At 57.9% G+C, this 21,604-nt stretch carries 18 protein-coding genes; 13 read left to right on the top strand and 5 right to left on the bottom strand.

Going from position 1 to position 21,604, the window contains the following annotated elements:
* From L991_RS11345 to L991_RS11320, 6 genes are read left to right on the top strand one after another with little or no spacing between them, the layout of a single operon-like run.
* Nucleotides 1-2,529, top strand: a complete 2,529-nt coding sequence (locus tag L991_RS11345; RefSeq protein WP_047395434.1) for a CHASE2 domain-containing serine/threonine-protein kinase — start codon at nt 1-3, stop codon at nt 2,527-2,529.
* Nucleotides 2,504-3,349, top strand: coding sequence for a Stp1/IreP family PP2C-type Ser/Thr phosphatase (locus L991_RS11340; RefSeq protein ID WP_047395430.1), 846 nt, complete (start codon nt 2,504-2,506; stop codon nt 3,347-3,349). Before L991_RS11345 ends, L991_RS11340 begins: the two co-directional genes overlap by 26 nt.
* 11 nt (nt 3,350-3,360) lie before the next feature.
* Nucleotides 3,361-4,035, top strand: a complete 675-nt coding sequence (locus L991_RS11335; RefSeq protein ID WP_047395427.1) for an FHA domain-containing protein — start codon at nt 3,361-3,363, stop codon at nt 4,033-4,035.
* A gap of 3 nt (nt 4,036-4,038) precedes the next feature.
* Entirely contained in the window at nt 4,039-4,809 is a 771-nt protein-coding gene (locus tag L991_RS11330) for a 3',5'-cyclic-nucleotide phosphodiesterase (protein ID WP_047395424.1), read from the top strand.
* 28 nt (nt 4,810-4,837) lie between these two features.
* The gene (locus tag L991_RS11325; RefSeq protein WP_047395421.1) at nt 4,838-7,174 is read left to right on the top strand and encodes a GspE/PulE family protein; all 2,337 of its coding nucleotides are present in this window, start codon (nt 4,838-4,840) and stop codon (nt 7,172-7,174) included.
* Nucleotides 7,175-7,184: 10 nt separating this feature from the next.
* Nucleotides 7,185-8,768 (top strand): HD domain-containing phosphohydrolase, encoded by a 1,584-nt coding sequence (locus L991_RS11320; protein ID WP_047395418.1) that lies wholly within the window; start codon nt 7,185-7,187, stop codon nt 8,766-8,768.
* Here L991_RS11320 and L991_RS11315 read toward each other — a convergent pair.
* The 4 genes from L991_RS11315 to dnaX form a co-directional block, all read right to left on the bottom strand.
* On the bottom strand, nt 8,765-9,112 hold the full coding sequence (locus L991_RS11315) for a hypothetical protein (RefSeq protein WP_047395416.1): 348 nt from the start codon (nt 9,110-9,112) through the stop codon (nt 8,765-8,767). The two genes, L991_RS11320 and L991_RS11315, sit on opposite strands and share 4 nt — an antisense overlap.
* Before the next feature lie 39 nt (nt 9,113-9,151).
* The gene (recR, locus tag L991_RS11310; protein WP_047395412.1) at nt 9,152-9,748 is read right to left on the bottom strand and encodes a recombination mediator RecR; all 597 of its coding nucleotides are present in this window, start codon (nt 9,746-9,748) and stop codon (nt 9,152-9,154) included.
* Nucleotides 9,749-9,857: 109 nt separating this feature from the next.
* A complete protein-coding gene (locus L991_RS11305; protein ID WP_028448764.1) occupies nt 9,858-10,187 on the bottom strand; it encodes a YbaB/EbfC family nucleoid-associated protein in 330 nt (109 codons plus the stop codon).
* Nucleotides 10,188-10,220: 33 nt separating this feature from the next.
* Nucleotides 10,221-12,161 carry a DNA polymerase III subunit gamma/tau gene (gene dnaX / locus L991_RS11300; RefSeq protein ID WP_047395409.1) on the bottom strand — a complete coding sequence of 647 codons (1,941 nt, stop codon included), beginning with the start codon at nt 12,159-12,161 and terminating at the stop codon, nt 10,221-10,223.
* Between the two features lie 60 nt (nt 12,162-12,221).
* Between dnaX and L991_RS11295 the strand changes: the two genes are divergently transcribed.
* The 7 genes from L991_RS11295 (at nt 12,222) to L991_RS11265 (ending at nt 21,180) form a co-directional block, all read left to right on the top strand.
* A complete protein-coding gene (locus L991_RS11295; RefSeq protein WP_047395406.1) occupies nt 12,222-12,443 on the top strand; it encodes an oxidoreductase-like domain-containing protein in 222 nt (73 codons plus the stop codon).
* A 100-nt stretch (nt 12,444-12,543) separates the two neighbouring features.
* Nucleotides 12,544-13,959: a D-alanyl-D-alanine carboxypeptidase/D-alanyl-D-alanine-endopeptidase gene (dacB, locus tag L991_RS11290; RefSeq protein ID WP_047395405.1), complete on the top strand. Its 1,416-nt coding sequence runs from the start codon at nt 12,544-12,546 to the stop codon at nt 13,957-13,959.
* 152 nt (nt 13,960-14,111) lie between these two features.
* Entirely contained in the window at nt 14,112-15,689 is a 1,578-nt protein-coding gene (gene guaA, locus L991_RS11285; protein ID WP_028448768.1) for a glutamine-hydrolyzing GMP synthase, read from the top strand.
* 739 nt (nt 15,690-16,428) lie between these two features.
* On the top strand, nt 16,429-18,039 hold the full coding sequence (locus L991_RS11280; RefSeq protein ID WP_052190830.1) for a cryptochrome/deoxyribodipyrimidine photo-lyase family protein: 1,611 nt from the start codon (nt 16,429-16,431) through the stop codon (nt 18,037-18,039).
* Nucleotides 18,040-18,041: 2 nt separating this feature from the next.
* Nucleotides 18,042-18,233: a DUF2256 domain-containing protein gene (locus L991_RS11275; protein WP_047395402.1), complete on the top strand. Its 192-nt coding sequence runs from the start codon at nt 18,042-18,044 to the stop codon at nt 18,231-18,233.
* Nucleotides 18,220-19,794: a cryptochrome/photolyase family protein gene (locus L991_RS11270; protein WP_052190829.1), complete on the top strand. Its 1,575-nt coding sequence runs from the start codon at nt 18,220-18,222 to the stop codon at nt 19,792-19,794. Before L991_RS11275 ends, L991_RS11270 begins: the two co-directional genes overlap by 14 nt.
* 66 nt (nt 19,795-19,860) lie before the next feature.
* A complete protein-coding gene (locus L991_RS11265) occupies nt 19,861-21,180 on the top strand; it encodes a DASH family cryptochrome (protein WP_047395398.1) in 1,320 nt (439 codons plus the stop codon).
* Between the two features lie 8 nt (nt 21,181-21,188).
* Here L991_RS11265 and crcB read toward each other — a convergent pair whose 3' ends face one another.
* The gene (gene crcB / locus L991_RS11260; protein ID WP_047395395.1) at nt 21,189-21,578 is read right to left on the bottom strand and encodes a fluoride efflux transporter CrcB; all 390 of its coding nucleotides are present in this window, start codon (nt 21,576-21,578) and stop codon (nt 21,189-21,191) included.
* Nucleotides 21,579-21,604 lie beyond the last annotated feature (26 nt).

Genomic DNA, 21,604 nt, shown 5'->3' with positions numbered 1-21,604 from the left:
ATGAAACGACTGCGGTGGCGGAGCGATTGGGCGGTGGCCCTGGCAGTGGTGGTGCTGTTTGTCTTACTATGGCAGGCCACGCCGCTGGTGCGTGAGCTAGAAAGCAAGGCCTACGACCAAAGCCTGCGCTGGATCGAGCGCACGCCCTCTGCACGCATCGCCATTATCGGGATCGACCAAACTAGCCTGGATAATCTGGGCCGTTGGCCGTGGTCGCGGGATATTCACGCTCGCCTCATCGAAAAACTGCAGGCGGGCGGTGCCGAGCAGATTGTGTCTACCGTCTTTTTTACCGAGCCACAAACCGAACGCGGGCTGCGGTTTTTGCAAGAACTGCAGCAGCAAGTGCAGGAAAACCCCGCCGCCTATCCGGCAGAATTCGCCACGCAGTTGGGACAGATGGTGGGGCAACTGAATGCCGATGGTGTACTGGCCACTGCGCTGACTAAAGCCGGCAATGTCACGCTGCCGATGTTCTTTAGTTTTGGTAGCCGCGCCGGCAACCCGGCGGCCGAGCTCCCCGATTTTTTTGCCCGCAACGAAATCGAGGCGAGCGGCGAGATTGGCCATGGTCAGCCGCGCTCGGTGATTGAGCCCGTCTTACCCGTAGGGCAGATTGGGGCTGCAGCGCGGCAGGTAGCACCACTGGTATTTGATCTGGATACCGATGGGGTGCTGCGGGCGGTGCCGCTGGCCGTACTGTATTACGACGCGATTTATCCGAGCTTTTTTAGTCAGGTGCTGGCCGCCAGCCAACATGTGGCGCTCCGCGATATGCAGCTGGAATTCGGGCAGGCGCTCCGCATTGGCACACAGCGCATCAGTACCAGCCAGGAAGGGCAGATTTACCCACATTTTTATGCCGAGCGTGGCACAACGCCCGCATTGGCGGTTGACTCGTTTTATGACGTGCTGGCGGAGAAAATTCCGGCCAGTAAATATCAGGGCAAGATCGTTCTGATTGGAGTTACTGCTGCGGGAATCGGCGACACCGTCAGCACTCCTGTAACGGCGACGACCTCGCCGGTGGAAATGACTGGGCAGGTGCTCTCCGCTTTGCTGGAACAGCATCTGTATCGTGTGCCGGCTTGGGCCGGCTATCTCAGTATGGCCATGGTCGGGCTGGTGGCGGTGTATCTGGTGCTGCTATTGCCGCGGCTGAAAGCCCGCGCGGGGGCGCTGACTACCTCGGGCTTGGTGCTCGCGCTGTTATTGACGGAATACGTGCTGCTGCGCTGGGGCATGCTGTGGTTGCCGCTGATGGCGCCCTTGTGCCTACTGCTGTTAGGGCATTTGGCGCTGACCACCAAGCGCTTTTTGCTTACCGAAGCCAAAGAAGAAAAATCCAGCGCCGAATCGGCTGAATCCAACCGGATGTTGGGGCTGGCGCTGCAAAACCAGGGGCAGCTGGATATGGCCTACGATAAGCTGCGCCGCGTGCCGCTAGATGCGGGCATGCTCGAGGTAATGTACAACTTGGCGCTTGATTTTGAACGGCAGCGGCAATTTAACAAGGCTGAAAGCATTTACCGGCTGCTGCATGAGTATGACCCTGGCTTTCGCGATCTGGCCGAGAAAATGAAAGTGGCCAAGCAGATGTCTGAGACTGTATTGCTGGGTGCCGGGCAGGCTGGTGGCACCCAGATTATGCTGGGTGGCGAAGTGGTCAAGCCGATGCTGGGGCGTTACGAGCTGGAAAAAGAACTGGGCAAAGGCGCGATGGGCGTGGTGTATCAAGGCAAAGACCCGAAAATCGCCCGGGTTGTGGCCATCAAAACCATGGCACTGTCGCAAGAATTTGAAGCCGATATGCTCGATGAAGCCCGGCAACGGTTTTTCCGCGAAGCCGAGACTGCGGGCCGCTTAAATCACCCCAATATCGTGACGATCTTCGATGCTGGCGAAGCGCATGATCTCGCCTATATCGCGATGGAGTTTTTGCATGGCGAAGATCTCACCCCCTATGCGCGAGCCGGGCATCTTTTGCCAGTGCTGGAAGCGGTAACGATTGTGCGCCAAGTGGCCGAAGCGCTGGATTACGCCCATGCGCAGGGAGTAGTGCATCGTGATATCAAACCCGCCAATGTAATGTATGACCGGCGCAATAAAGTGGTGAAGGTAACCGATTTCGGTATCGCCCGGATTACCGATTCATCCAAAACCAAAACCGGTATGGTGCTGGGAACGCCATCATTTATGTCGCCGGAGCAACTGGCTGGCCAGCATATTGATGGCCGCTCGGATTTATTTTCGCTGGGCGTGATGTTGTATCAATTGCTGACCGGCTACTTACCATTTACCGGGGATTCGATGGCTGAGTTAATGTATCGAATTACCCAGCAGCCGCCGACCGATCCGCGGCAGTACAACCCTAAATTGCCCGAGGTGGTGGTAAAGATCATCCTTAAGGCCTTGGAGAAGGACGTGAACGCCCGCTTTCAAACCGGCGCCAAAATGGCCGCCGTGTTAATCAAACTGGAAAACGCCATCAAAGGAGCGGCGAATGCAAAGTCTGACGGCCGCGCTTGAAATGAGCGGCAAGACCGATACCGGTCGCGTGCGTGATCATAATGAAGACGCCATTCTGTTCGAGCCCGATCTGGGCCTTGTTGTCTTGGCCGATGGTATGGGCGGCTATAACGCCGGTGAGGTTGCCAGTGGAATTGCGACGCAAGTGGTCGCAGAAATGATGCGGGCTCAAATGGCTGCTACACCAGCGCATGTTAAAACCGCCGGTAGCCTGTGGCCAGTGGCGCACGAAATGTTGATGCTGGCGATCGATCGGGCCAATAGCCTGATTTACCAAACCGCGCAGGAACACGCGCAGTGCGCCGGGATGGGGACAACGCTGGTGAGTGCGCTTTTCTACAATAACTGTTTGGCAATTGCCCATGTGGGCGATTCACGGGCCTATCGGCTCCGTGATACAAAGCTCGAACAATTGACCAAAGACCATTCATTTTTGCAGGAGCAGATCGACGCCGGCCTAGTTAGCGTCGAGGAAGCCCGTTTTGCGCCCTATAAAAATCTGGTGACCCGGGCGGTGGGGATTAATTCCGCCGTGCATACCGAGTTGCACGAATATGCAGTGGAGCCCGGTGACGTGTATCTCTTTTGCTCGGATGGCTTAAGCGATATGCTCGAAGATGCCGCCATTGAGCAGTTGATCAGTATTTACGCTGACAATTTGTCACAGGCAACTGATACCCTGATCGAACAGGCCAACGCCGAGGGCGGTCGCGACAATGTTTCGGTGGTGTTGGTCAAAATAAATCAAGCGTTCGCGGTAGAAAGCGGCATTTGGAATAAATTTACCGGCTGGTTGGGCAGCAACGGCAAGAGTGGATAGGATAGGCGCACATGGCAAAACTATTGCTAAGCCTCGATGGCAATCTGGTTAAGGAATTTCGCCTGACCCGTTCACGCACGACCATTGGTCGGCGGCCGCACAATGATATCCAGATTGATAACCTTGCCGTTTCAGGTGATCACGCCGCGGTGGAAGTCGTCGGGCAGCTTTATTTCATTGATGATCTGAATAGCACCAATGGTACTTTGCTCAATGGCGAGGCCATTACCCGTCGGCATCCGCTCAAGAATGGTGATGAGATCGCCATTGGGCGCTACAAAATTACATTCTGGCGTGAGCCGGCCGCGGCAGCCAAACAAGCCGAATTTGAAAAAACCATGGTGATGCAAGCGAGCCCCGTGGTAACGCCTGCACCAGCTGCCAGTACCAAGGCTGCGACTGTTGCTACAGAGACCGAAACCGGGCCAGAAGCAGTAATCCGCATTCTAACCGGCCAAAACGCAGGCAAAGAGTTACTGCTTAATAAACCCCTGACGACGCTGGGCAAAGCGGGCGTGCAGGTCGTGGCGTTTCGCAAACGTGACAATGGCTACTACATCGCGCATGTCGAGGGTGATCAGCGCCCGATGGTCAATTCGCGCGAAATCTCTGATAAACCCCATTTGCTCGCCGAAGAAGATCTGATCGAGATCTTGGGCGTGCGCATGGCTTTTTTCTTTCGTTGAGCGATGAGCTGTCAGCTAACCATTTTGGGCTGCAGCGGGGGTATCGGCGGCCAAAATCGCACTACCTCGTTTTTGCTCAACCAGCATATTCTGATTGATGCGGGCACTGGGGTGGGCGATTTATCGCTTGCCCAGCTACAGGCGATTGATCATGTGTTTGTGACACATGCGCATCTTGATCACATTGCCTGCTTGCCGCTTTTGCTAGATGCCATCGTCGGCATGCGCACTACGCCGGTGTATGTGCATGCCACCGCGGTGACCATCGAGCTACTCAAAACCCATATTTTCAATTGGCTGATCTGGCCGGACTTCTCGCAAATCCCATCAGCTGAAAACCCCAGCCTGGTGTTTGTAGCGCATGAACTTGGCGAGCGCCGTACCATTGGGGCGGTAACCGTTACGCCTTTACCGGCCTTGCATACCATTCCGGCGGTGGCGTTTCAGCTGGAATCGGCTGACTCCTCGCTGGTGTTCAGTGGGGATACCGTGGCCAGTGAGGCGTTCTGGGCTGCCGTCAATCAAATCGATCCGCTGAAAGCCTTGATAATCGAGACTGCATTTTCTAACAAAGAACATGCACTGGCTGCCGCGGCCAAGCACCTTTGCCCATCCACGCTGGCGGAGCAACTGCAGCATTGGCGGGGCGGGGCAGAAGTCTTGATCACTCATCTCAAGCCCGGTGAGAGTGAGCTTACTTTGCAGGAAGTGCTGGCGCTTGATCACGAACACCCGATTCGTGGTTTGGTGCAGGGCGAAACCATCCGGTTCTGATTTTCTTTTCTGGCTAGCGAGTCGCACGATGACCCATCCGGCAGACCGCAATACCCTCGATTTTCTGCAGGCTCTGCAGCAACTCACCACACAGATCCATGCCACCAGCCATCTCGATGAGCTGCTGACTGAAATCGCCAACCCGATTTGTGCGGTTTTCCAATGCGAGCGTATGACTCTGTATGTCACCACGGCGGATGGGCGCGAGCTACTGGCCAAAGTAAAAACCGGGCTGGAAGGGGTACGTGAGCTGCGCATTCCAATCAATGATCGCAGCATTGCCGGCTTTGTGGCTAATCACAAACAACAGCTTAATCTGCGCGATGTGTATGACGAAGCCGAGCTAAAAGCCCATTCGCCTAGCTTGCAGTTTTTGCAGCAAGTCGACCAGAAAACTGGTTTTCACACCCGCCAGATGCTGGTGGTGCCAATTATGCAGGCCGAAGACGGAGTCTTGCAGGGTGTGATTCAGTTGATTAATAGCCGCAGTGGGCAACCGTTTGCCGCGCCCATGCTGGAGGGGATTGATCTACTGGCCAAAACGTTGGCGGTGGCTTTTCGGCAGCGGCAGGGCTCGGCTTATCCCTTTGTGCCACAGCATAAATACCATCAGTTATTGGCCAGTGGCGCACTTTCGCCCGCGGCGTGGCAGGTGGCGCAGCGAGAAGCACAGAAAAAACAGCAGGATATCGAGCAAGTGTTGCTGACGGGCTACGGTATCACTGCGGCGCAAATCGGGGCATCGTTGGCGCTATTTTACGCTCAGCCCTATGAGCCATTTCGTGCCGATCGCCTCAAGCCACTCAATCTCTTAAAAAACCTCAAGCGCGAATATCTGGCTGAACAACAATGGTTGCCACTGGATGAAGCTGATGGCTTGGTGCTGATTCTCTGTACCGATCCCGAGCGCGTTCGCAGCGGCCCGGCCTTGGCCCTGTATGGCAACAAAGTGCAGCTGCGAGTTACCACCCGCCTTGAGTTTGCCCAAACGCTGGAGCAATTTTTCGGCCAGTGGCAGGGCGGCAATATTGATGCCCTGCTCAGTGATATGGCGGTAGAGGAAGAGAGTATTCCTACCGCGGCCGATGAAATGAGCGCCGCGCAAGACAATGAAGTAGTGCGGCTGGTGAATCAGATTATCGTCGATGCTTATCAGCAAAAAGCCTCGGATATCCATATCGAGCCCTATCCGGGGCAGGCCAAAACCCGGGTGCGCTTTCGCCGCGATGGTCAGCTGGTGCTGTACCGTGAAATCCCCGCTGCGTATCGCAATCCGCTGGTAACCCGGCTGAAAATCATGTGTGATCTGGACATCAGCGAGCGGCGTAAGCCGCAAGATGGCAAGATCAAATTCAAAAAATATGTACCCGAGCTGGATATTGAGCTACGGGTGGCGACAGTGCCTACCGCGGGCGGCTTGGAAGATGTTGTCTTGCGGATTTTAGCCGCGGGCGAGCCTTTGCCGCTGGAAAAGCTGGCGCTCTCTGGTCGCAATCTGCAACAGCTTAAAGCGGTGATCGATAAGCCCTATGGCCTGTTTTTCGTGTGCGGCCCCACTGGCTCGGGTAAAACCACCACCCTGCATTCGGTGCTCAAATACCTGAATACACCCGAAACCAAAATCTGGACTGCCGAAGACCCGGTTGAAATCACCCAGGCCGGGTTACGGCAAGTGCAGGTTAATGTCAAAGCCGGGCTGACTTTCGCACAGGTGATGCGCTCATTTTTACGGGCCGACCCCGATGTGATTATGGTGGGGGAAATGCGCGATGCCGAAACCGCAGGGGTGGGGATTGAGGCTTCGCTCACTGGGCATTTGGTATTGGCTACTTTGCACACCAATAGCGCGCCCGAATCGGTGATCCGCCTGCTGGATATGGGGATGGATCCGTTTAATTTTGCCGATGCCTTGCTGGGTATTTTGGCGCAGCGCCTAGCGCGGCGCTTATGCCCGCATTGCAAACAAGCTTATCAGCCCACTGAGGCTGAGATTGAGCAATTGCTGGCAGAGTATAGCGATGAACTCCTTGCTACGCCTGCCTGGCAGGCCGATACCCCTGGTTGCAAGCAGCAGTTGCGCACTGAATGGCAGCAGCAATTTGCGGTCAATGGGGAATTTAAACTGTATCGTCCGGTGGGGTGTAGTCACTGTCACGATAGCGGCTACGCCGGGCGGATTGGCCTCCATGAATTGCTGGTGGGCTCGGATCAAGCCAAACAGCTGATCCAGACTCGCGCGCGCGTGGCGGAATTATTAGCCTGTGCGCTGGCGCAAGGTATGCGCACTCTGAAACAGGATGGCATCGAAAAAGTGCTGCAAGGCCATACCGACTTGGCGCAAATTCGTAAGGTCTGTATTAAATAGGAATGCGGGGATGACCGAAGCCGAATTCAATCTGCGTCTGGCCAAGCTCAATGCGATTGGCGCTGCACTGTCGGCCGAAACGCAGGTCGAGCGCCTGATTGAGAGCATTCTGGTGGCCGCCACGGATCTGGTGCGCGCCGATGCCGGCACCCTTTATCTGGTGAAAGACAAAGCCCTGCATTTCAAAATTCTGCTCAATACCAGCCTGGGGCTTGCCCAAGGCGGCACCAGTGGCGTGCCAATCAAGCTACCGCCGGTGCCGCTGCAGCTAGCCGATGGCCGGCCGAATCTGGCCAATGTGGTCGCTTGTGCGGTGAACCAAAACTGCACCATCAATATTGCCGATGCCTATGCCGATGCGCAGTATGATTTTTCCGGCACGCGGCGCTTTGATCAGCATTCGGGCTATCACTCTAAGTCATTTCTGGCCGTACCGATGCGTGACCATGAAGGGCGGGTGATCGGGGTATTGCAGCTCATCAACGCGATTAGTGAGCAACATCAGATTGAGGCCTTTACCAGCCAGGATCAGCAGCTGGTGGAATCGCTGGCTTCGCAAGCGGCGATTGCCCTGACCAACCGGCGCTTGGTGCTGTCTTTGCAAGAGCTGTTTGAATCATTTATCAAGCTGATCAACTTGGCGATTGATGATAAATCGCCTTACACCGGCGGGCATTGTCAGCGTGTGCCCGAGCTCACCATGATGCTGGCCGAGGCGGTGAGTGCCTATGGCGAAGGCGAGCTGGCCGAGTTTCGGCTGAATGAACATGATCGCTATGAGCTGAAAATTGCCGGGCTATTGCATGACTGCGGCAAGATCACCACGCCGGTGCATGTGGTGGATAAAGCCACCAAGCTGCAAACGATCTTTGATCGTATTGCCTTGCTCGATACCCGGTTTGAGGTCTTGCTGCGTGATCTGGAAATTAGCTATTTGCGCGGCGATCTGTCACCGGCGCAGTTCAGTGCTGAGCAGGCCACTTTGCTGAGTGAGCGCGAGTTTTTGCGCACGATTAATCATGGTGGCGAAGCCATGGCCGAGGCTGATTTGGCGCGGCTAGATCAGATCGCGGCACGCAGCTGGACGCCGCACGGCCAAGCCGCACAGCCATTTTTAAGTACGGATGAGCTGGAAAACCTCGCCATTCGCAAAGGAACGCTGACCGCGGCCGAGCGCGACATTATCAATCGGCATATCGAAGTCACGATCCAGATGCTGGAATCGTTACCGTGGCCCGCGCATCTGCAAAACGTGCCCGAATACGCCGGTGGCCACCATGAGCGGATGGATGGGCGCGGCTACCCCAAGGGGCTCAAACGCGAACAAATGAGCGTGCAAGCGCGGATTATGGGGATTGCCGATGTGTTTGAGGCACTTACCGCGCGCGATCGGCCGTATAAAGATGGCATGAAGCTCTCAACCGCTTTGCAGATCCTGACGCGCATGGCGCTAGAGCAGCATGTGGATGCCGAGCTATTGAAGATCTTTTTGCTTAGCCGCGTGTGGCAGGATTATGCAGCGAAGTTTCTCACCGCGGCGCAGTGTGATGAAGTCAACGTTGAAGCGCTGCTGGCCCAGCTGGCACGGGATTAACGTGGCCAGAATAGAAAGCTCGCGCACAAAGCCACGACACTCAGAAGGCTAATGCCGCCCAGCATTTGCGTGCCAATAAAAAAACTGCGCCAGAAGCGGCTTTCGATGCGCTTGTAAGCGCCAGTGCGATAGGCATACCAGGTGCCGGCGATAAAGCCACCGGCCGCTTCGTAATCAGACATGAACACATCCACCCGCTGCGGCAAGGCATCGTGATAATGCTCTTTCAGATAGCCATGTACCACGGCTGCGGCAAACATATAAGCAATCGTGCCGACAAAAGAGAGCACCACCAGCGTGGGCAAGAGGCCGTGCAAAAACCACCATTTTACTTCGGGTGACATCGGGCGCTCCGGGGCGAGTCAGTTTGAACCAGTATAAGGCTACAGCCCACGCCGCTCAATCACGGCCTGTGCCAGTGTGCCAGGATCGGCATGCTCCAGTTCGCCCCCTACCGGGAGGCCGCGAGCAATGCGGCTGACTTTCAGGCCGCGGGCGCGCAACATCTCGGCCAGATAGTGAGCGGTGGCTTCACCCTCGGTAGTGAAATTAGTAGCGAGAATGACTTCTTCGATAATGCCATCGCTGGCGCGTTGCAACAGCTGTTGCAGGGCGATGTCTTTCGGGCCAATGCCATCGAGCGGCGATAAGCGCCCCATCAGCACAAAATACAGGCCTTCATAGCTGCGGGTGTGCTCGATCGAGAGTAAATCGGTGGGCATTTCCACCACGCACAGCTGGGCCTGATTGCGCTGCTCGTCCGCGCAAATATCGCAAATCTCGGCTTCGGTAAAGGTATTGCACTGGCGGCAATGCTTGAGCGTGCCCAAGGCTTCCATCAGCGCTTGGGCCAATTGGCCTGCGCCGTGCTGATCACGCTGCACCAGATGAAAGGCCATCCGGGTTGCTGATTTGGGGCCAACGCCGGGTAAAACGCGCAAGGCGTCGATGAGATTCGCCAGTGAGCGAGGTGTACTCATGGGGTATTGCCTATGAAGATATTAAAATCAAGGCTTAGAGGGAGATACAGGTGGTGAGTATGATCTGGCGCCCAGTGATGGGCCCCAGATCAGCGCCGCGGTATAGCGCTTAGAATGGCATTTTAAAGCCCGGTGGCAGCGGTAGGCCGGCTGTCAGCCCCGCCATGCGCTCTTGGCTGGTGCTTTCGGCTTTGCGCAGCGCGTCGTTGAAGGCGGCGGCGATCAGGTCTTCCAGCATGTCTTTATCGTCGCTCAGCAGGCTGTCGTCGATGGCCACACGCTTCACCACATTGGCGCAGGTCATGGTGATTTTCACCAGGCCCGCGCCAGATTGGCCTTCCACCTCAACGGTGGCCAGCTCATCTTGGGCCTTTTTCATGTTTTCCTGCATTTGCTGGGCTTGTTTCATCAAGCCACCGAGACCGGCTTTATTAAACATACTGCTTCCTTTTGGTGATAAACAGGGCGGGTTTTACAGTGGTTTGATCGAATCTGCGTCGATCATGCCGCCAAAATCCCGCACTAGGGTTTGAATAAACGGGTCGTTCTGGATTGCCGCCACGGCATTTTCCTGCCGCTGGGCGTTTTCGCGCACCAGCATGGCGGCCGGAGTTTCACCGCTAAGCGTACCAATCTGTACGGTCAATTTGATGTCACGGCCGTAATGCTCGCTCAGCGCGAGGCGGAGTTTTTCCTGATAATCGCGGCCGGATACTGCCCGATGCTCTTCGCTGACTTGCAGCATGAAATGATCATCGGCGTAGTGCTGCAATTCGGCGTTTTGCGCTAGCATGCCGGCGGCGCCGAGCTTGAGCTGCACCACCAAGGCGCGCCAGTCGCCATTAAACGGCGGCGGTGGGGCGCTAGGCGTGGCGGCTACGGGCATGTCGCTCGATAGCTCAGTAGGGGCTTGGCTTGGGGCTGGATCAGCTGTAGGTGCTACAACGGGCGCAGCAACTTGGGTGTAGCTCGCCGGCTCGTCATACAGCGCCGCAGCAGCTTCAACATGCCACGGTGGTGGCTCATCGGCAGCGTGGCTGGGGGCTGGGGCCGGTGAGTGTGATGTGGCTTGAGCGCTTGGGGCTGTTGGTGCGGCGACCGAGGGGGCGACGGGTGCTGCTGATGCTTGAGCCACAGCAGCCGGATTCACTGCAACCGGATGAACTGCCTCTGGATTCACTGCCGCCGCTTCCGGTGACACCACGTTAGGCGCGGCTGCTGCAATCGCTACGCTCGCAGCAGGCGTAGCTGCTGTACTTGGGCTTACCGGTACGCTCAGGCCTGGGGTCGGGGCCGGCTGAATTGGGCTTGCGGGCAACTGCTCGGCACTGGCCGGCGCAAAGGCCAGCATGCGCAGCAGCGTCATGGTGAAGCCCGCATATTCATCCGGAGCCAGCGGCAAATCGCGGCGACCGTGCAGCGCGATTTGATAATACAGCTGGGTGTCTTCAGGGCTCAGCGCTGCGGCCGCGGCCTGAATTTGCGCCAATTGCGGCAAATCATCGGCCAGCGCCCCGGGCACGGCTTGAATCAGCGCCACTTGGTGCAAAACATGCGCCAGCTCATGCAGCGCGGCTTCGTAAGACAGACCGCGTTTGGCGATTTCATTGGCGGTATTCAGCAGCGCCGGCCCATCATGGGCGGCCAACGCGGCGAGTAATTCAAACAGATAGCTTTGATCCACCGCGCCCAGCATGGCGCGCACGCCGGCTTCTTCTACCTGACCAGCGCCGTGGGCAATGGCCTGATCAAGTAGTGAGAGCGCATCGCGCATCGAACCATTGGCCGCATGGCCGAGCAGATTGAGCGCCAGTGGCTCAAATTGCACTTGCTCGGCTTGCAGCACTTTATGCAGATGGCTAGAGACTTGCTGCGGCGTCATTTGCCGCAGCGAAAACTGCAAACAGCGGCTGAGCACCGTGATCGGCACTTTTTGCGGATCGGTAGTGGCCAGAATAAATTTCACATGGCTTGGCGGCTCTTCCAGCGTCTTCAACATCGCGTTGAAGGCAGATTTGGACAGCATGTGTACCTCGTCGATGATGTACACTTTGAACCGCCCGGCTGTCGGGGCATACTGCGCGTTATCCAGTACTTCGCGGATGTTATCAATGCCGGTATTGGAGGCCGCATCGATCTCCAGTAGATCGACAAAGCGCCCGGCATCAATCTGGGTGCAGGCCGAACACACGCCACACGGCTCGGAAGTTATGCCGGTTTCGCAGTTCAGCGCCTTGGCCATAATCCGGGCGATGGTGGTCTTGCCCACCCCGCGCGTGCCGGTCAGCAAATAAGCATGGTGCAGTCGCTCGCTGGCAAACGCATTGGCGAGGGCTTTGATCACATGCTCTTGCCCAACGAGTTGGGCAAAGGTTTTAGGGCGCCATTTGCGCGCGAGTACTTGATAGGCCATGGCGCGATTCTAACAGATCGGTTTGCGATGGTTGAGCCTTGCTTGAAGGAAGAAGGAAAAATGCTGAATCCCCCCGCTGATCCCAGCTTAGCCACGGCGCAGGATGATCCCGAGCCACAAGCCCCGCATGAGCCAGCACTGGAAGAATGCTGCACCAGTGGCTGCGTGCCCTGTATTTTTGATATTTATGCCGAAGCTTTGCACGCCTATCGCGCCGAGCATTTAGCCTGGCGTGCGCGCCAAGCCGCCCGCGATGCAGCATCTGCGGCTGCAAGCGATTAACCGGCCAAATGGCAAGCGTACCGCGCGTAGATTGAATCTGCGCTGGAATGAAGGTGTTGAATTAACACGAGGCCAGCCTGCTGGCCGTCAGGAGTAATACATGAGCCGTTTGTCTACGCTGGCCTGTGTGGCCGGCTTGATCCTTAGCCCTTGGGCCAGTGCCCAATTGTCGCCCAAAGTAGCCAGTAGCCTGCAGGCGGCCAATCTACCCAGCAGCGCCATTAGCGTGGCGGTGCTGCCGCTGGATGGGCCGGCCAGCGCGGCGCAATGGCATTTAGCCGATGAGGCGCGCAACCCGGCATCAACCATGAAATTACTCACCACTTGGGCGGGGCTGCAGCGCCTTGGCCCTAGCTGGCAATGGCAAACTGATCTGCTGGCCACCCAGGCGCCGGTGAAAGGCGTGCTAAATAGCCCGCTGTATCTGCGGGGGCGGGGTGATCCCAAAATCACGCTGGAACGGATGTGGCTGCTGGTGCGTGAATTACGCGCGGCCGGGGTCGATGACATCGCCGGCCCGCTGGTGCTGGATGCGAGCTACTTTCAGCGCAGCCCGCAGCGCAACGAATACGATGATGACGGCGATACCGAGCGGGCATTTCTGGTTGAGCCAGATGCGCTGATTAGTAATTTTCGCACCTTGCGGATTAATTTTGATTCCACCGGCGAGCGCGTGCAGATGCGGGTCGATCCGCCACTGAATCAGGTGCGGGTGAGCAATCAGCTAGCGATTGGCAGCGGCGGCAACTGCGCCGAATGGGCCAAGCGCGTGCAGCAGCGCATGGGCGAGGTCAGTGGCTCGGAGTTTCTGGTGCAGTATGTGGGCGAAATGCCACCCGGCTGTCAGGCCGAACGCTATGTGCCGGTGCTGAATCCGCAAAGCTACACCCAGGCTTTGTTCTGGCACCTGTGGTACCTCAATGGCGGCAAAGGCTCGGGTAAAACCGAATTTGCCACCACCCCCGCCGGCGCGCAGCGGCTGGCCAGCAGCCGTTCGCCCGATCTGGTGAGCGCCGTGCGCGATATTAATAAATTCAGTAATAACCTGATGGCGCGCCAGCTGTATCTCACCATCGGCGCCGAGAGCAATGTGGCGGGCAACTACACCGATGACAAAGCCGCCACCGCCATCCGCGATACGCTGCAGCAGGCGGGGTTGCGCTGGCCGGAGCTGGTGCTGGAAAACGGCTCGGGTCTCTCGCGCAGCGAGCGCATTAGCGCGCGCCATTTGGCCGAATTGCTGCGCGAAGCCGCGCGCGGCCCGTATGCCGCCGAGTTTATTAGCTCGCTGCCGCTGGTTGGGCTGGATGGCACGATGAAAAAACGCCTTGGCGAGCTGGCTGGCCAGGCACATATCAAAACCGGCAGCCTGCGCGATGTGCGGGCGGTGGCTGGTTATGTGCGTGATCGGCAAGGGCGCAATTGGGCCGTGGTGGGGATCGTGAATCACCCCGAGGCCGCCAAAGCGGGCCCGGCGCTGGATCAGCTGATTCGCGAAGTGTGGCAAGCTAAATGATCCCCTGGGGTATAGGCCCGAAGGCTATTTTTGATGAGCTTTCGGGTGGTATACCTGCTTGGGTATTGGGCGCGCAGACCAATGAACTCGCCTGCATGGCAATAGCGCGGTAAAATGGCGTGTTTTACCGCCCACCTCTGGATGAAAACGGCATGGATAAAATTCTGATTCTTGATTTCGGCTCGCAAGTGACCCAGCTGATCGCCCGTCGCGTGCGCGAAGCGCATGTGTACTGTGAGCTGCACCCGTTCGATATGTCACTGGAAGAGATCAAGGCTTTTAATCCGCAAGGGATTATCCTGTCGGGTGGCCCGAACTCGGTGTACGAGTCGGATTACCAAGCAGATCCAAAATTGTTTGAATTGGGCATTCCAGTTCTCGGTATCTGTTACGGCATGCAGTTCATGGCGCAAACCTTGGGCGGTAAAGTTGAATCGGGCGACAAGCGCGAATTTGGCTATGCCGAAATCCAGGCCCGTCATCACTCAAAATTATTTGAAGGCCTGCAAGACCGGGTAGACGCGGCGGGCAATGGTTTCCTCGATGTGTGGATGAGCCACGGCGACAAAGTAACGGCACTGCCAGCCGGCTTTAACGTGATCGCTGAAACCCCATCTTGCCCAATCGCGGCAATGGCCGATGAAGCGCGCCAATTCTACGCCGTACAGTTCCACCCCGAAGTGACGCACACCAAACGCGGCACCGAAATGATCCACCGCTTTGTGCTGCATGTGTGTAATGCCAAGCCATCGTGGACCATGCCGAACTACATCGACGAAGCGGTGAAGAAAATCCGCGAGCAAGTCGGCGACGAAGAAGTCATCCTTGGTCTGTCGGGCGGTGTGGATTCATCAGTGGCTGCGGCGCTGATTCACCGTGCGATTGGCTCGCAGCTGACTTGCGTGTTTGTGGATCATGGCCTCTTGCGTCTGAACGAAGGCGATATGGTGATGGACATGTTCGCGCGCAATATGGGCGTGAAAGTGATCCGCGTAGATGCGACTGAACAATTCATGAGCAAACTGGCTGGCGTGACCGACCCAGAACGCAAACGCAAAATCATCGGTGGCGAATTCGTTGAAGTTTTCCAGCAAGAATCCGGCAAACTGACCACCGCCAAATGGCTGGCTCAGGGCACGATTTACCCTGATGTCATCGAATCAGCCGGCGCGAAAACCGGCAAAGCGCACGCGATCAAGAGCCACCACAATGTTGGCGGTTTGCCAGAAGACATGAACTTGAAACTCTTGGAGCCACTGCGCGAGCTGTTTAAAGACGAAGTGCGTCAGCTCGGCGTGGCGCTGGGCTTGCCACCAGAAATGGTGTATCGCCACCCATTCCCAGGCCCAGGCCTTGGTGTGCGGATTCTGGGCGAAGTGAAAATGGAATACGCCGACCTGCTGCGTCGCGCGGATGCGATTTTCATCGAAGAGCTGCGTAATACCATCGATGAAAAAACCGGCAAGAGCTGGTATGACCTCACTAGCCAAGCCTTTGCCGTATTCCTGCCGGTGAAATCTGTGGGTGTAATGGGCGATGGCCGCACCTATGACTACGTAGTAGCGCTGCGCGCGGTGGTCACCAGCGACTTCATGACCGCCCACTGGGCCGAGCTGCCATACAGCTTGCTAGGCCGCGTATCCAACCGCATCATCAACGAAGTACGTGGTCTGAACCGCGTGGTATACGACGTCAGCGGCAAACCACCGGCAACGATTGAGTGGGAATGACCCCGCGTCTGGCAACGCCTAGCACCAAGTAGCAGTAAGCACCCCGAAGCCCGCAGAAATGCGGGCTTTTTTTGATTGGAGTATTGAATGATGCGATGTGGTCTGTGCGGCCATATAAACGTGCAAATGCGCCGTGGGCTGCTTTGGGTGGCCTAGGGCGTATTCAGAGCTTATGACACAATCCCAATGCGGCAACTGTGCCGTTCACCGGAGTGCATATGCTCAAACTGACCGTGATAAAAGCAGCCAAGACTACTCGCGTAGCCTTGGTACTCGATCTCACTTCTTTAATATTGATCTGCATTAGCTTGATCAGCTAATACAACCAAGACCGCCAGTTGCAGCTGGCGGTTTTTTTATTCTATCCATCTCCCTGCGATAACGCACACAAATCGGCTGAGCGTTGCTGCGTTCGCACCCATCTACAGCTGAACTTGGGATCAGTTATTTCTCTTCTTACATCGGCGGATGCTCTAGTGGCTAAGAATACAATCGCAGTCAAAGTTCGCGCGGAAATTGCTGAGGTTTGACCTCTGTTGTTCCATCGAAGCCCCGCCTCGGCGGGGTTTTTTCTTGCCGGCTTGGCTGGCAGGCTTTGTTGTTACCGTGTAGTATTTTATATACTTATTGGTATATGTTTGTTCTTGCTAGTAGCTATTGCCGGTGACCAAACAGACCATTGGGGTATGTAGTGGTATCCATTATCTAGAAAAGCTTGTGGGGATATACCGTGGCAGGTATGCCGGTGCATGTGGTGTGGCTAAAAAAAGATCTGCGCTTGCACGATCATTGGCCATTGTGGGAAGCCAGCCAGCGTGGGCCGGTGGTGGTGCTGTATTGCCAGGAGCCCAGTCTGCAGGCGCAGCCCGATTACAGCGCCGGGCATTGGGCGTTTACCCGTGAATGTTTGGCGGAGCTTGCGCATGATTTGGCGCGGGCCGGCTTGCGACTGTATGTGTATCCCGGCGAGGTGGTGCCGGCCTTACAGGCTTTGCGGCAGCAGGTGGCGTTGGCTGGGCTGTATTCGCATGAAGAAACCGGCAATCTCGCCAGCTTTGCCCGCGATCGGGCGGTGGCGGCGTGGTGTCGCGCGGCTGGCGTGCCTTGGCAAGAATGGCCACAAAATGGGGTCGTGCGCCGGCTGGCCAATCGTGATCACTGGCAGCGCCACTGGCAAGGGCGGATGGTGGCCGACCCCGCGCCCAAACTGCAATGGGCGCAAGATGCGACTCTGGCCGCTTGGCCCAGCTGGCCTGTTGGTGAGGCGGGTACTGCGGGCGATTTCTGGGCCGATACGCCGGCACAGGGCCAGGATTTTGTAGCGCGCCAGTCTGGCGGGCGTCGCGCCGCGGTGAATACGCTGCAGGCATTTTTGCTGGAGCGGGGCGGGCAATATCGCGGCGGGATTTCCAGCCCGCTGAAGGCCGTGTCGGCCTGTTCGCGCTTATCGCCGTATTTAAGTTTTGGCTGCCTGTCGCTGCGTGAAGTGGTGCAGGCTACGCGGCGGCGGGCGGCGCAACTGAAAGCCGAAGCCCCAAGCCCGACGCGCTGGACGCAATCGCTGCGCAGCTTTGAAAGCCGCTTGCACTGGCATTGCCACTTTATGCAAAAGCTCGAATCCGAGCCAGCGCTTGAGCAATTCGCGCAAAACCCGGCCTATCTGGGCTTGCGGGAAAACCAGTTTAACCCCGCGTATTTTCAGGCCTGGGCCGCCGGTGAAACTGGTTACCCGCTGGTCGATGCCTGCATGGCGATGCTGCGGCACACTGGCTGGATCAATTTTCGCATGCGGGCGATGCTGGTCAGTTTCGCCAGCTACAACCTGTGGCTGCACTGGCCGCAGCCGGCGGCGCATCTGGCGCGGCTGTTTCTGGATTATGAGCCGGGCATTCACTACCCGCAGGTGCAGATGCAATCGGGCGTCACCGGCATTAACACCCTGCGTATTTACAACCCGATCAAGCAAGCGCAAGAGCATGATCCGCGCGGCGCATTTGTGCGGCATTGGTTACCGCCGCTACGGCGAGTGCCCGATTGGTGCATTTTCGAGCCCTGGCTGATGCCCGAAGGCATACAGCGCGAAGCGGGCTGCATGCTGGGGCGCGATTATCCGTGGCCGGTGGTGGAATGGGCTAGCTCAATGCAACTGGCCAAGCAGCGGATCAGTGATTGGCGGCGCAGCCAGCCGCATTTACGCGAATTATCGCAAGCGGTGTATCAAAAACACGGTAGCCGCCAGGGCCCAGCCCAGCGGCGCAGCCGGCGTTCTGGTACCGCGAAAGCGCCGCCCGCCGCGCTACAAGCCGATTTATTTGCCGGTGGGCTCGATGCCGAGCTCGCGCTGGAGTAAACATGCCCGATAAACCGAAAACCCGCGCGGCCGTGTCGGCCAAAGCGCAATTGCCCAGCAAGCTCTGCCCGATCTGCCAGCGGCCATTTAGCTGGCGCAAAAAATGGGAGCGCGATTGGGCGCAAGTTAAATACTGCAGCCAGCGTTGCGCCCGCGCCGCGCGCGGGGCGGGAGGCGGCGATGCACACAACTGATTTACCCCGCATTGCCACGGCTCAGCCATTTCGCCGCCTGCGGCTGATTTTGGGCGATCAGCTCAATGCCCGGCATAGCTGGTTTCGTGCGCCGGCCGAGCAGGCCGATACGCTGTATGTGCTGATGGAAATCCGCAGCGAAACTGATTACGCCTGGCATCATGCGCAAAAGGTGCTGGGCATTTTTGCCGCCATGCGCGCCTTTGCGCAGGCCTTGGCGACGGCCGGGATGGCCGTGCATTACCTGCGCTTGGGCGATGAGGATAATCATCACAGCTTTGCCGCCAATCTGGCCACGCTGTTGGCGCGCCATCAGATCAGCACGCTGGAATGGCAGCAGCCGGATGAATGGCGGGTGGCGCAACACCTGAACGAATTCGCCGCCCAGTCGGGCTTGCCGTATCAGGTGGTCGATAGCGAGCATTTTCTGGCCGAACAGGCGCAGATTAGCCAGCAATTTGCGCAAAAAATCCCACGGATGGAGTTTTTTTACCGCGCCATGCGCCGGCAATATCAGCTGCTCTTAACGCCCGAGGGCGAGCCGCTGGGCGGGCAGTGGAATTTTGATGCCGACAATCGCCAGCGCTGGCCCGGCAATCCACCCGCACCCAGCTGGCCGCAGCCGCGCCACGATTTACGCGAACTGTGGCAGGAAATCAACGCCGCGGGCGTGCGCACGCTGGGCGCGCCGCAGGCCGACGCGTTTAATTGGCCACTGAGCCGGCGCGAGGCGCAAGATTGGTTGCGCCATTTCATCGCGCACGCCTTGCCGCATTTTGGCGCGTATCAGGATGCGATGAGCCAAGCCTCGCCGACCCTCTTTCATGCTGGGCTATCGTTTGCGCTGAATATCAAATTACTGCACCCGCTGGAGGTGATTCAAGCCGCGATTGCAGCCTATGAACACGGCGCGGTGAGCCTGCCCACGGTGGAAGGCTTTGTGCGGCAGATTTTGGGCTGGCGCGAATTTGTGCGTGGGGTGTATTGGGCGCGTATGCCCGGCTATCGGGCGCTGAATGTGCTGCAACATCAGCGCCCCTTGCCGCGCTGGTATTGGGATGGCCAAACCAAAATGGCTTGCCTGCGCCATGCGATAGGCCAATCGCTCAGCATGGCCTATGCCCATCATATTCAGCGGCTGATGGTAACCGGCAATTTCGCCTTGCTGGCCGGCATCGACCCCGATCAGGTCGATGCCTGGTATCTGGGAATTTATATCGATGCCTTCGAGTGGGTGGAGCTACCCAATACCCGCGGTATGAGCCAATACGCCGATGGCGGCCTGCTGGGCAGCAAGCCCTATGCCGGTTCCGCCAGCTACATCGGCAAGATGAGCGACTACTGCAAAGGCTGTGCCTATCAGCCCAAATTGCGGCACGGCGAGATGGCTTGCCCATTTAATAGCCTGTATTGGCATTTTCATGCCCGCCACGCCGAGGGGTTAGCGCGTAACCCGCGGCTGGCGATGAGCTATCGCAGCTGGGAGAAGCTGGGGGCGCAAGAGCAAGCGGCCACCTTGGCGCAGGCCGAGCGGTATCTGGCGCAGCTGGATGACTTATGAGGGGTATGGGCTTGAAATTATTAGTATTAATAGGTCTTGAGTTATTACTAGGGCGGGGTATCTAGCATGGCGCAGCCTCAAACGTGTGGCGTGTATTGGTTTCGGCATGATTTACGCCTGCACGATCAGCCTGCGCTCACCGCGGCGCTGGCGGCTTGCCCGCAATTGGTGCCCGTGTGGGTGTGGCCTGATAATCCCACTACCGCCTGGGGCTTTGCTCGCCATAGCGCGTTGAAATTGCGTTATCTGGCCGATACGGTGCTGGATTTGCGCCAGCGGCTGCGTGCGCTGGGTAGTGATTTGCTGATTCTGGCCGGCCCGCCCGCTGCTGCGCTGGCCCAGCTGCAGGCTCAATTACGGGAGCAAGGCTGGCCTTGTGAGCTCTGGTGCGAAGAGATTGCCGCGCCGGACGAAGAAGCCGAGCTGCAGGCCGCGCGCGCGGCGGGCTGGCAAGTGCACCCGCATTGGCAATCGGGGCTGTTTGCGCTGGCCGATTTACCATTTCGCCCTGATACCTTGCCGCAGGTATTTACACCTTTTCGGCAATTATTGGCGCGCACCGGCTGCCAACCTGCTGCGCCTGTGGCGCCGATCAGCGCGCTACCGGCGCTGCCGGCCTGGGCGGCGCAAGTGTCGCAATTTGATTTAGCCGCCTGGCGCGAGAGTCACCCGGCTGCGCCAGACCCGCGTGCCGCGCTGCGTTTTGATCTGCCCGAGTTTGCCGCTGGCGAAAGTGCGGCCCTGCGCTATTTGCAGGCCTATCTCGCCAGCGAATTGCCCACCCACTATAAGCAAACGCGTAATGGCCTGTTGGGTGCGGCGTATTCCAGTAAATGGTCGGCTTGGCTAGCCAGCGGGGCGCTGTCGGTGCGGCAGATTTATGCGGGGCTGGCGGCGCGCGAGCAAGCGCGTGGCGCAGATGAGGGCTGCGAATGGCTGTATTTCGAGCTGTTGTGGCGCGAGTATTTTCGCCATTTGCACCGCCAGCATGGGCGGCGTTTGTATCGCGTCAGCGGTTTAAACCCCAGCGCGCCTGCGCCCACCCATGATCCAGCCCGCTTTGCCCACTGGCGCGAGGGCCAGACTGGCCAGCCTTTTATCGACGCCGGCATGCGTGAGCTGCGGCTGACGGGCTATTTATCCAATCGGCTGCGGCAGAATGTGGCGAGCTATTTGGTGCATGATCTGGGTGGCGATTGGCGCGCTGGCGCGGCGTGGTTTGAAGCGCAGCTGGTCGATTACGATGTTTACAGCAATCAGGGCAACTGGCTGTATCTGGCGGGCCGCGGCACTGATCCGCGCGCCGGGCGGCGGTTTAATCCGCTCAAGCAGGCGCAGGACTATGACCGCGCGGGTGACTATCAGCGCTGCTGGGCGGCCGACTAACTAGCGCGCTACCAGCGGGCCAAGCCGTATTGTATGCTCAAAATCCCCAGCCAGGTAAGCAGCAGCGAGCCGCACACATGCAGGGCAATGGTGCCCAGCGCCAGCGTGTATTCGCCGCGCAGTAGCATGCTGGTGGTTTCGGCGGAGAAAGTCGAAAACGTGGTTAAACCGCCGAGAAAACCGGTGGTGACCATCAGGCGTAACTCGGGGCTCAGCACGCCAGTTTGGCTAAAGAGACCCAGCGCAATGCCCATTAGATAGCCGCCCAGCCAGTTGGCGCTTAGTGTGCCCAGCGGAATCCCCGCCAGCATGGGGTTGAGCGCTAAGCCCAGCACCCAACGCAACCACGCGCCTGCCGCCGCGCCAACGCCGATCAAGGCACAAACCAGTAGATTCATCGTTTTTTCCGCGCAAAAAAGCAGAT

The sequence above is a fragment of the Chitinibacter sp. ZOR0017 genome (assembly GCF_000799095.1).
Classification (GTDB): domain Bacteria; phylum Pseudomonadota; class Gammaproteobacteria; order Burkholderiales; family Chitinibacteraceae; genus Chitinibacter; species Chitinibacter tainanensis.
The sequence above is the reverse complement of the archived record's forward strand: the minus strand, read 5'-3'. Positions and strand labels throughout refer to the sequence as shown.

What these genes read in the sequence shown, in the direction of transcription:
- L991_RS11335 (WP_047395427.1), top strand. Translation starts at nt 3,361, where the DNA reads ATGGCAAAACTATTGCTAAGCCTCGATGGCAATCTGGTTAAGGAATTT.
- L991_RS11315 (WP_047395416.1), bottom strand. Translation starts at nt 9,112, where the DNA reads ATGTCACCCGAAGTAAAATGGTGGTTTTTGCACGGCCTCTTGCCCACG.
- L991_RS11295 (WP_047395406.1), top strand. Translation starts at nt 12,222, where the DNA reads ATGCTGAATCCCCCCGCTGATCCCAGCTTAGCCACGGCGCAGGATGAT.
- L991_RS11340 (WP_047395430.1), top strand. Translation starts at nt 2,504, where the DNA reads ATGCAAAGTCTGACGGCCGCGCTTGAAATGAGCGGCAAGACCGATACC.
- L991_RS11325 (WP_047395421.1), top strand. Translation starts at nt 4,838, where the DNA reads ATGACCCATCCGGCAGACCGCAATACCCTCGATTTTCTGCAGGCTCTG.
- L991_RS11270 (WP_052190829.1), top strand. Translation starts at nt 18,220, where the DNA reads ATGCACACAACTGATTTACCCCGCATTGCCACGGCTCAGCCATTTCGC.
- L991_RS11320 (WP_047395418.1), top strand. Translation starts at nt 7,185, where the DNA reads ATGACCGAAGCCGAATTCAATCTGCGTCTGGCCAAGCTCAATGCGATT.
- L991_RS11280 (WP_052190830.1), top strand. Translation starts at nt 16,429, where the DNA reads ATGCCGGTGCATGTGGTGTGGCTAAAAAAAGATCTGCGCTTGCACGAT.
- dacB (WP_047395405.1), top strand. Translation starts at nt 12,544, where the DNA reads ATGAGCCGTTTGTCTACGCTGGCCTGTGTGGCCGGCTTGATCCTTAGC.
- L991_RS11330 (WP_047395424.1), top strand. Translation starts at nt 4,039, where the DNA reads ATGAGCTGTCAGCTAACCATTTTGGGCTGCAGCGGGGGTATCGGCGGC.
- recR (WP_047395412.1), bottom strand. Translation starts at nt 9,748, where the DNA reads ATGAGTACACCTCGCTCACTGGCGAATCTCATCGACGCCTTGCGCGTT.
- dnaX (WP_047395409.1), bottom strand. Translation starts at nt 12,161, where the DNA reads ATGGCCTATCAAGTACTCGCGCGCAAATGGCGCCCTAAAACCTTTGCC.
- L991_RS11275 (WP_047395402.1), top strand. Translation starts at nt 18,042, where the DNA reads ATGCCCGATAAACCGAAAACCCGCGCGGCCGTGTCGGCCAAAGCGCAA.
- guaA (WP_028448768.1), top strand. Translation starts at nt 14,112, where the DNA reads ATGGATAAAATTCTGATTCTTGATTTCGGCTCGCAAGTGACCCAGCTG.
- L991_RS11345 (WP_047395434.1), top strand. Translation starts at nt 1, where the DNA reads ATGAAACGACTGCGGTGGCGGAGCGATTGGGCGGTGGCCCTGGCAGTG.
- L991_RS11305 (WP_028448764.1), bottom strand. Translation starts at nt 10,187, where the DNA reads ATGTTTAATAAAGCCGGTCTCGGTGGCTTGATGAAACAAGCCCAGCAA.
- crcB (WP_047395395.1), bottom strand. Translation starts at nt 21,578, where the DNA reads ATGAATCTACTGGTTTGTGCCTTGATCGGCGTTGGCGCGGCGGCAGGC.
- L991_RS11265 (WP_047395398.1), top strand. Translation starts at nt 19,861, where the DNA reads ATGGCGCAGCCTCAAACGTGTGGCGTGTATTGGTTTCGGCATGATTTA.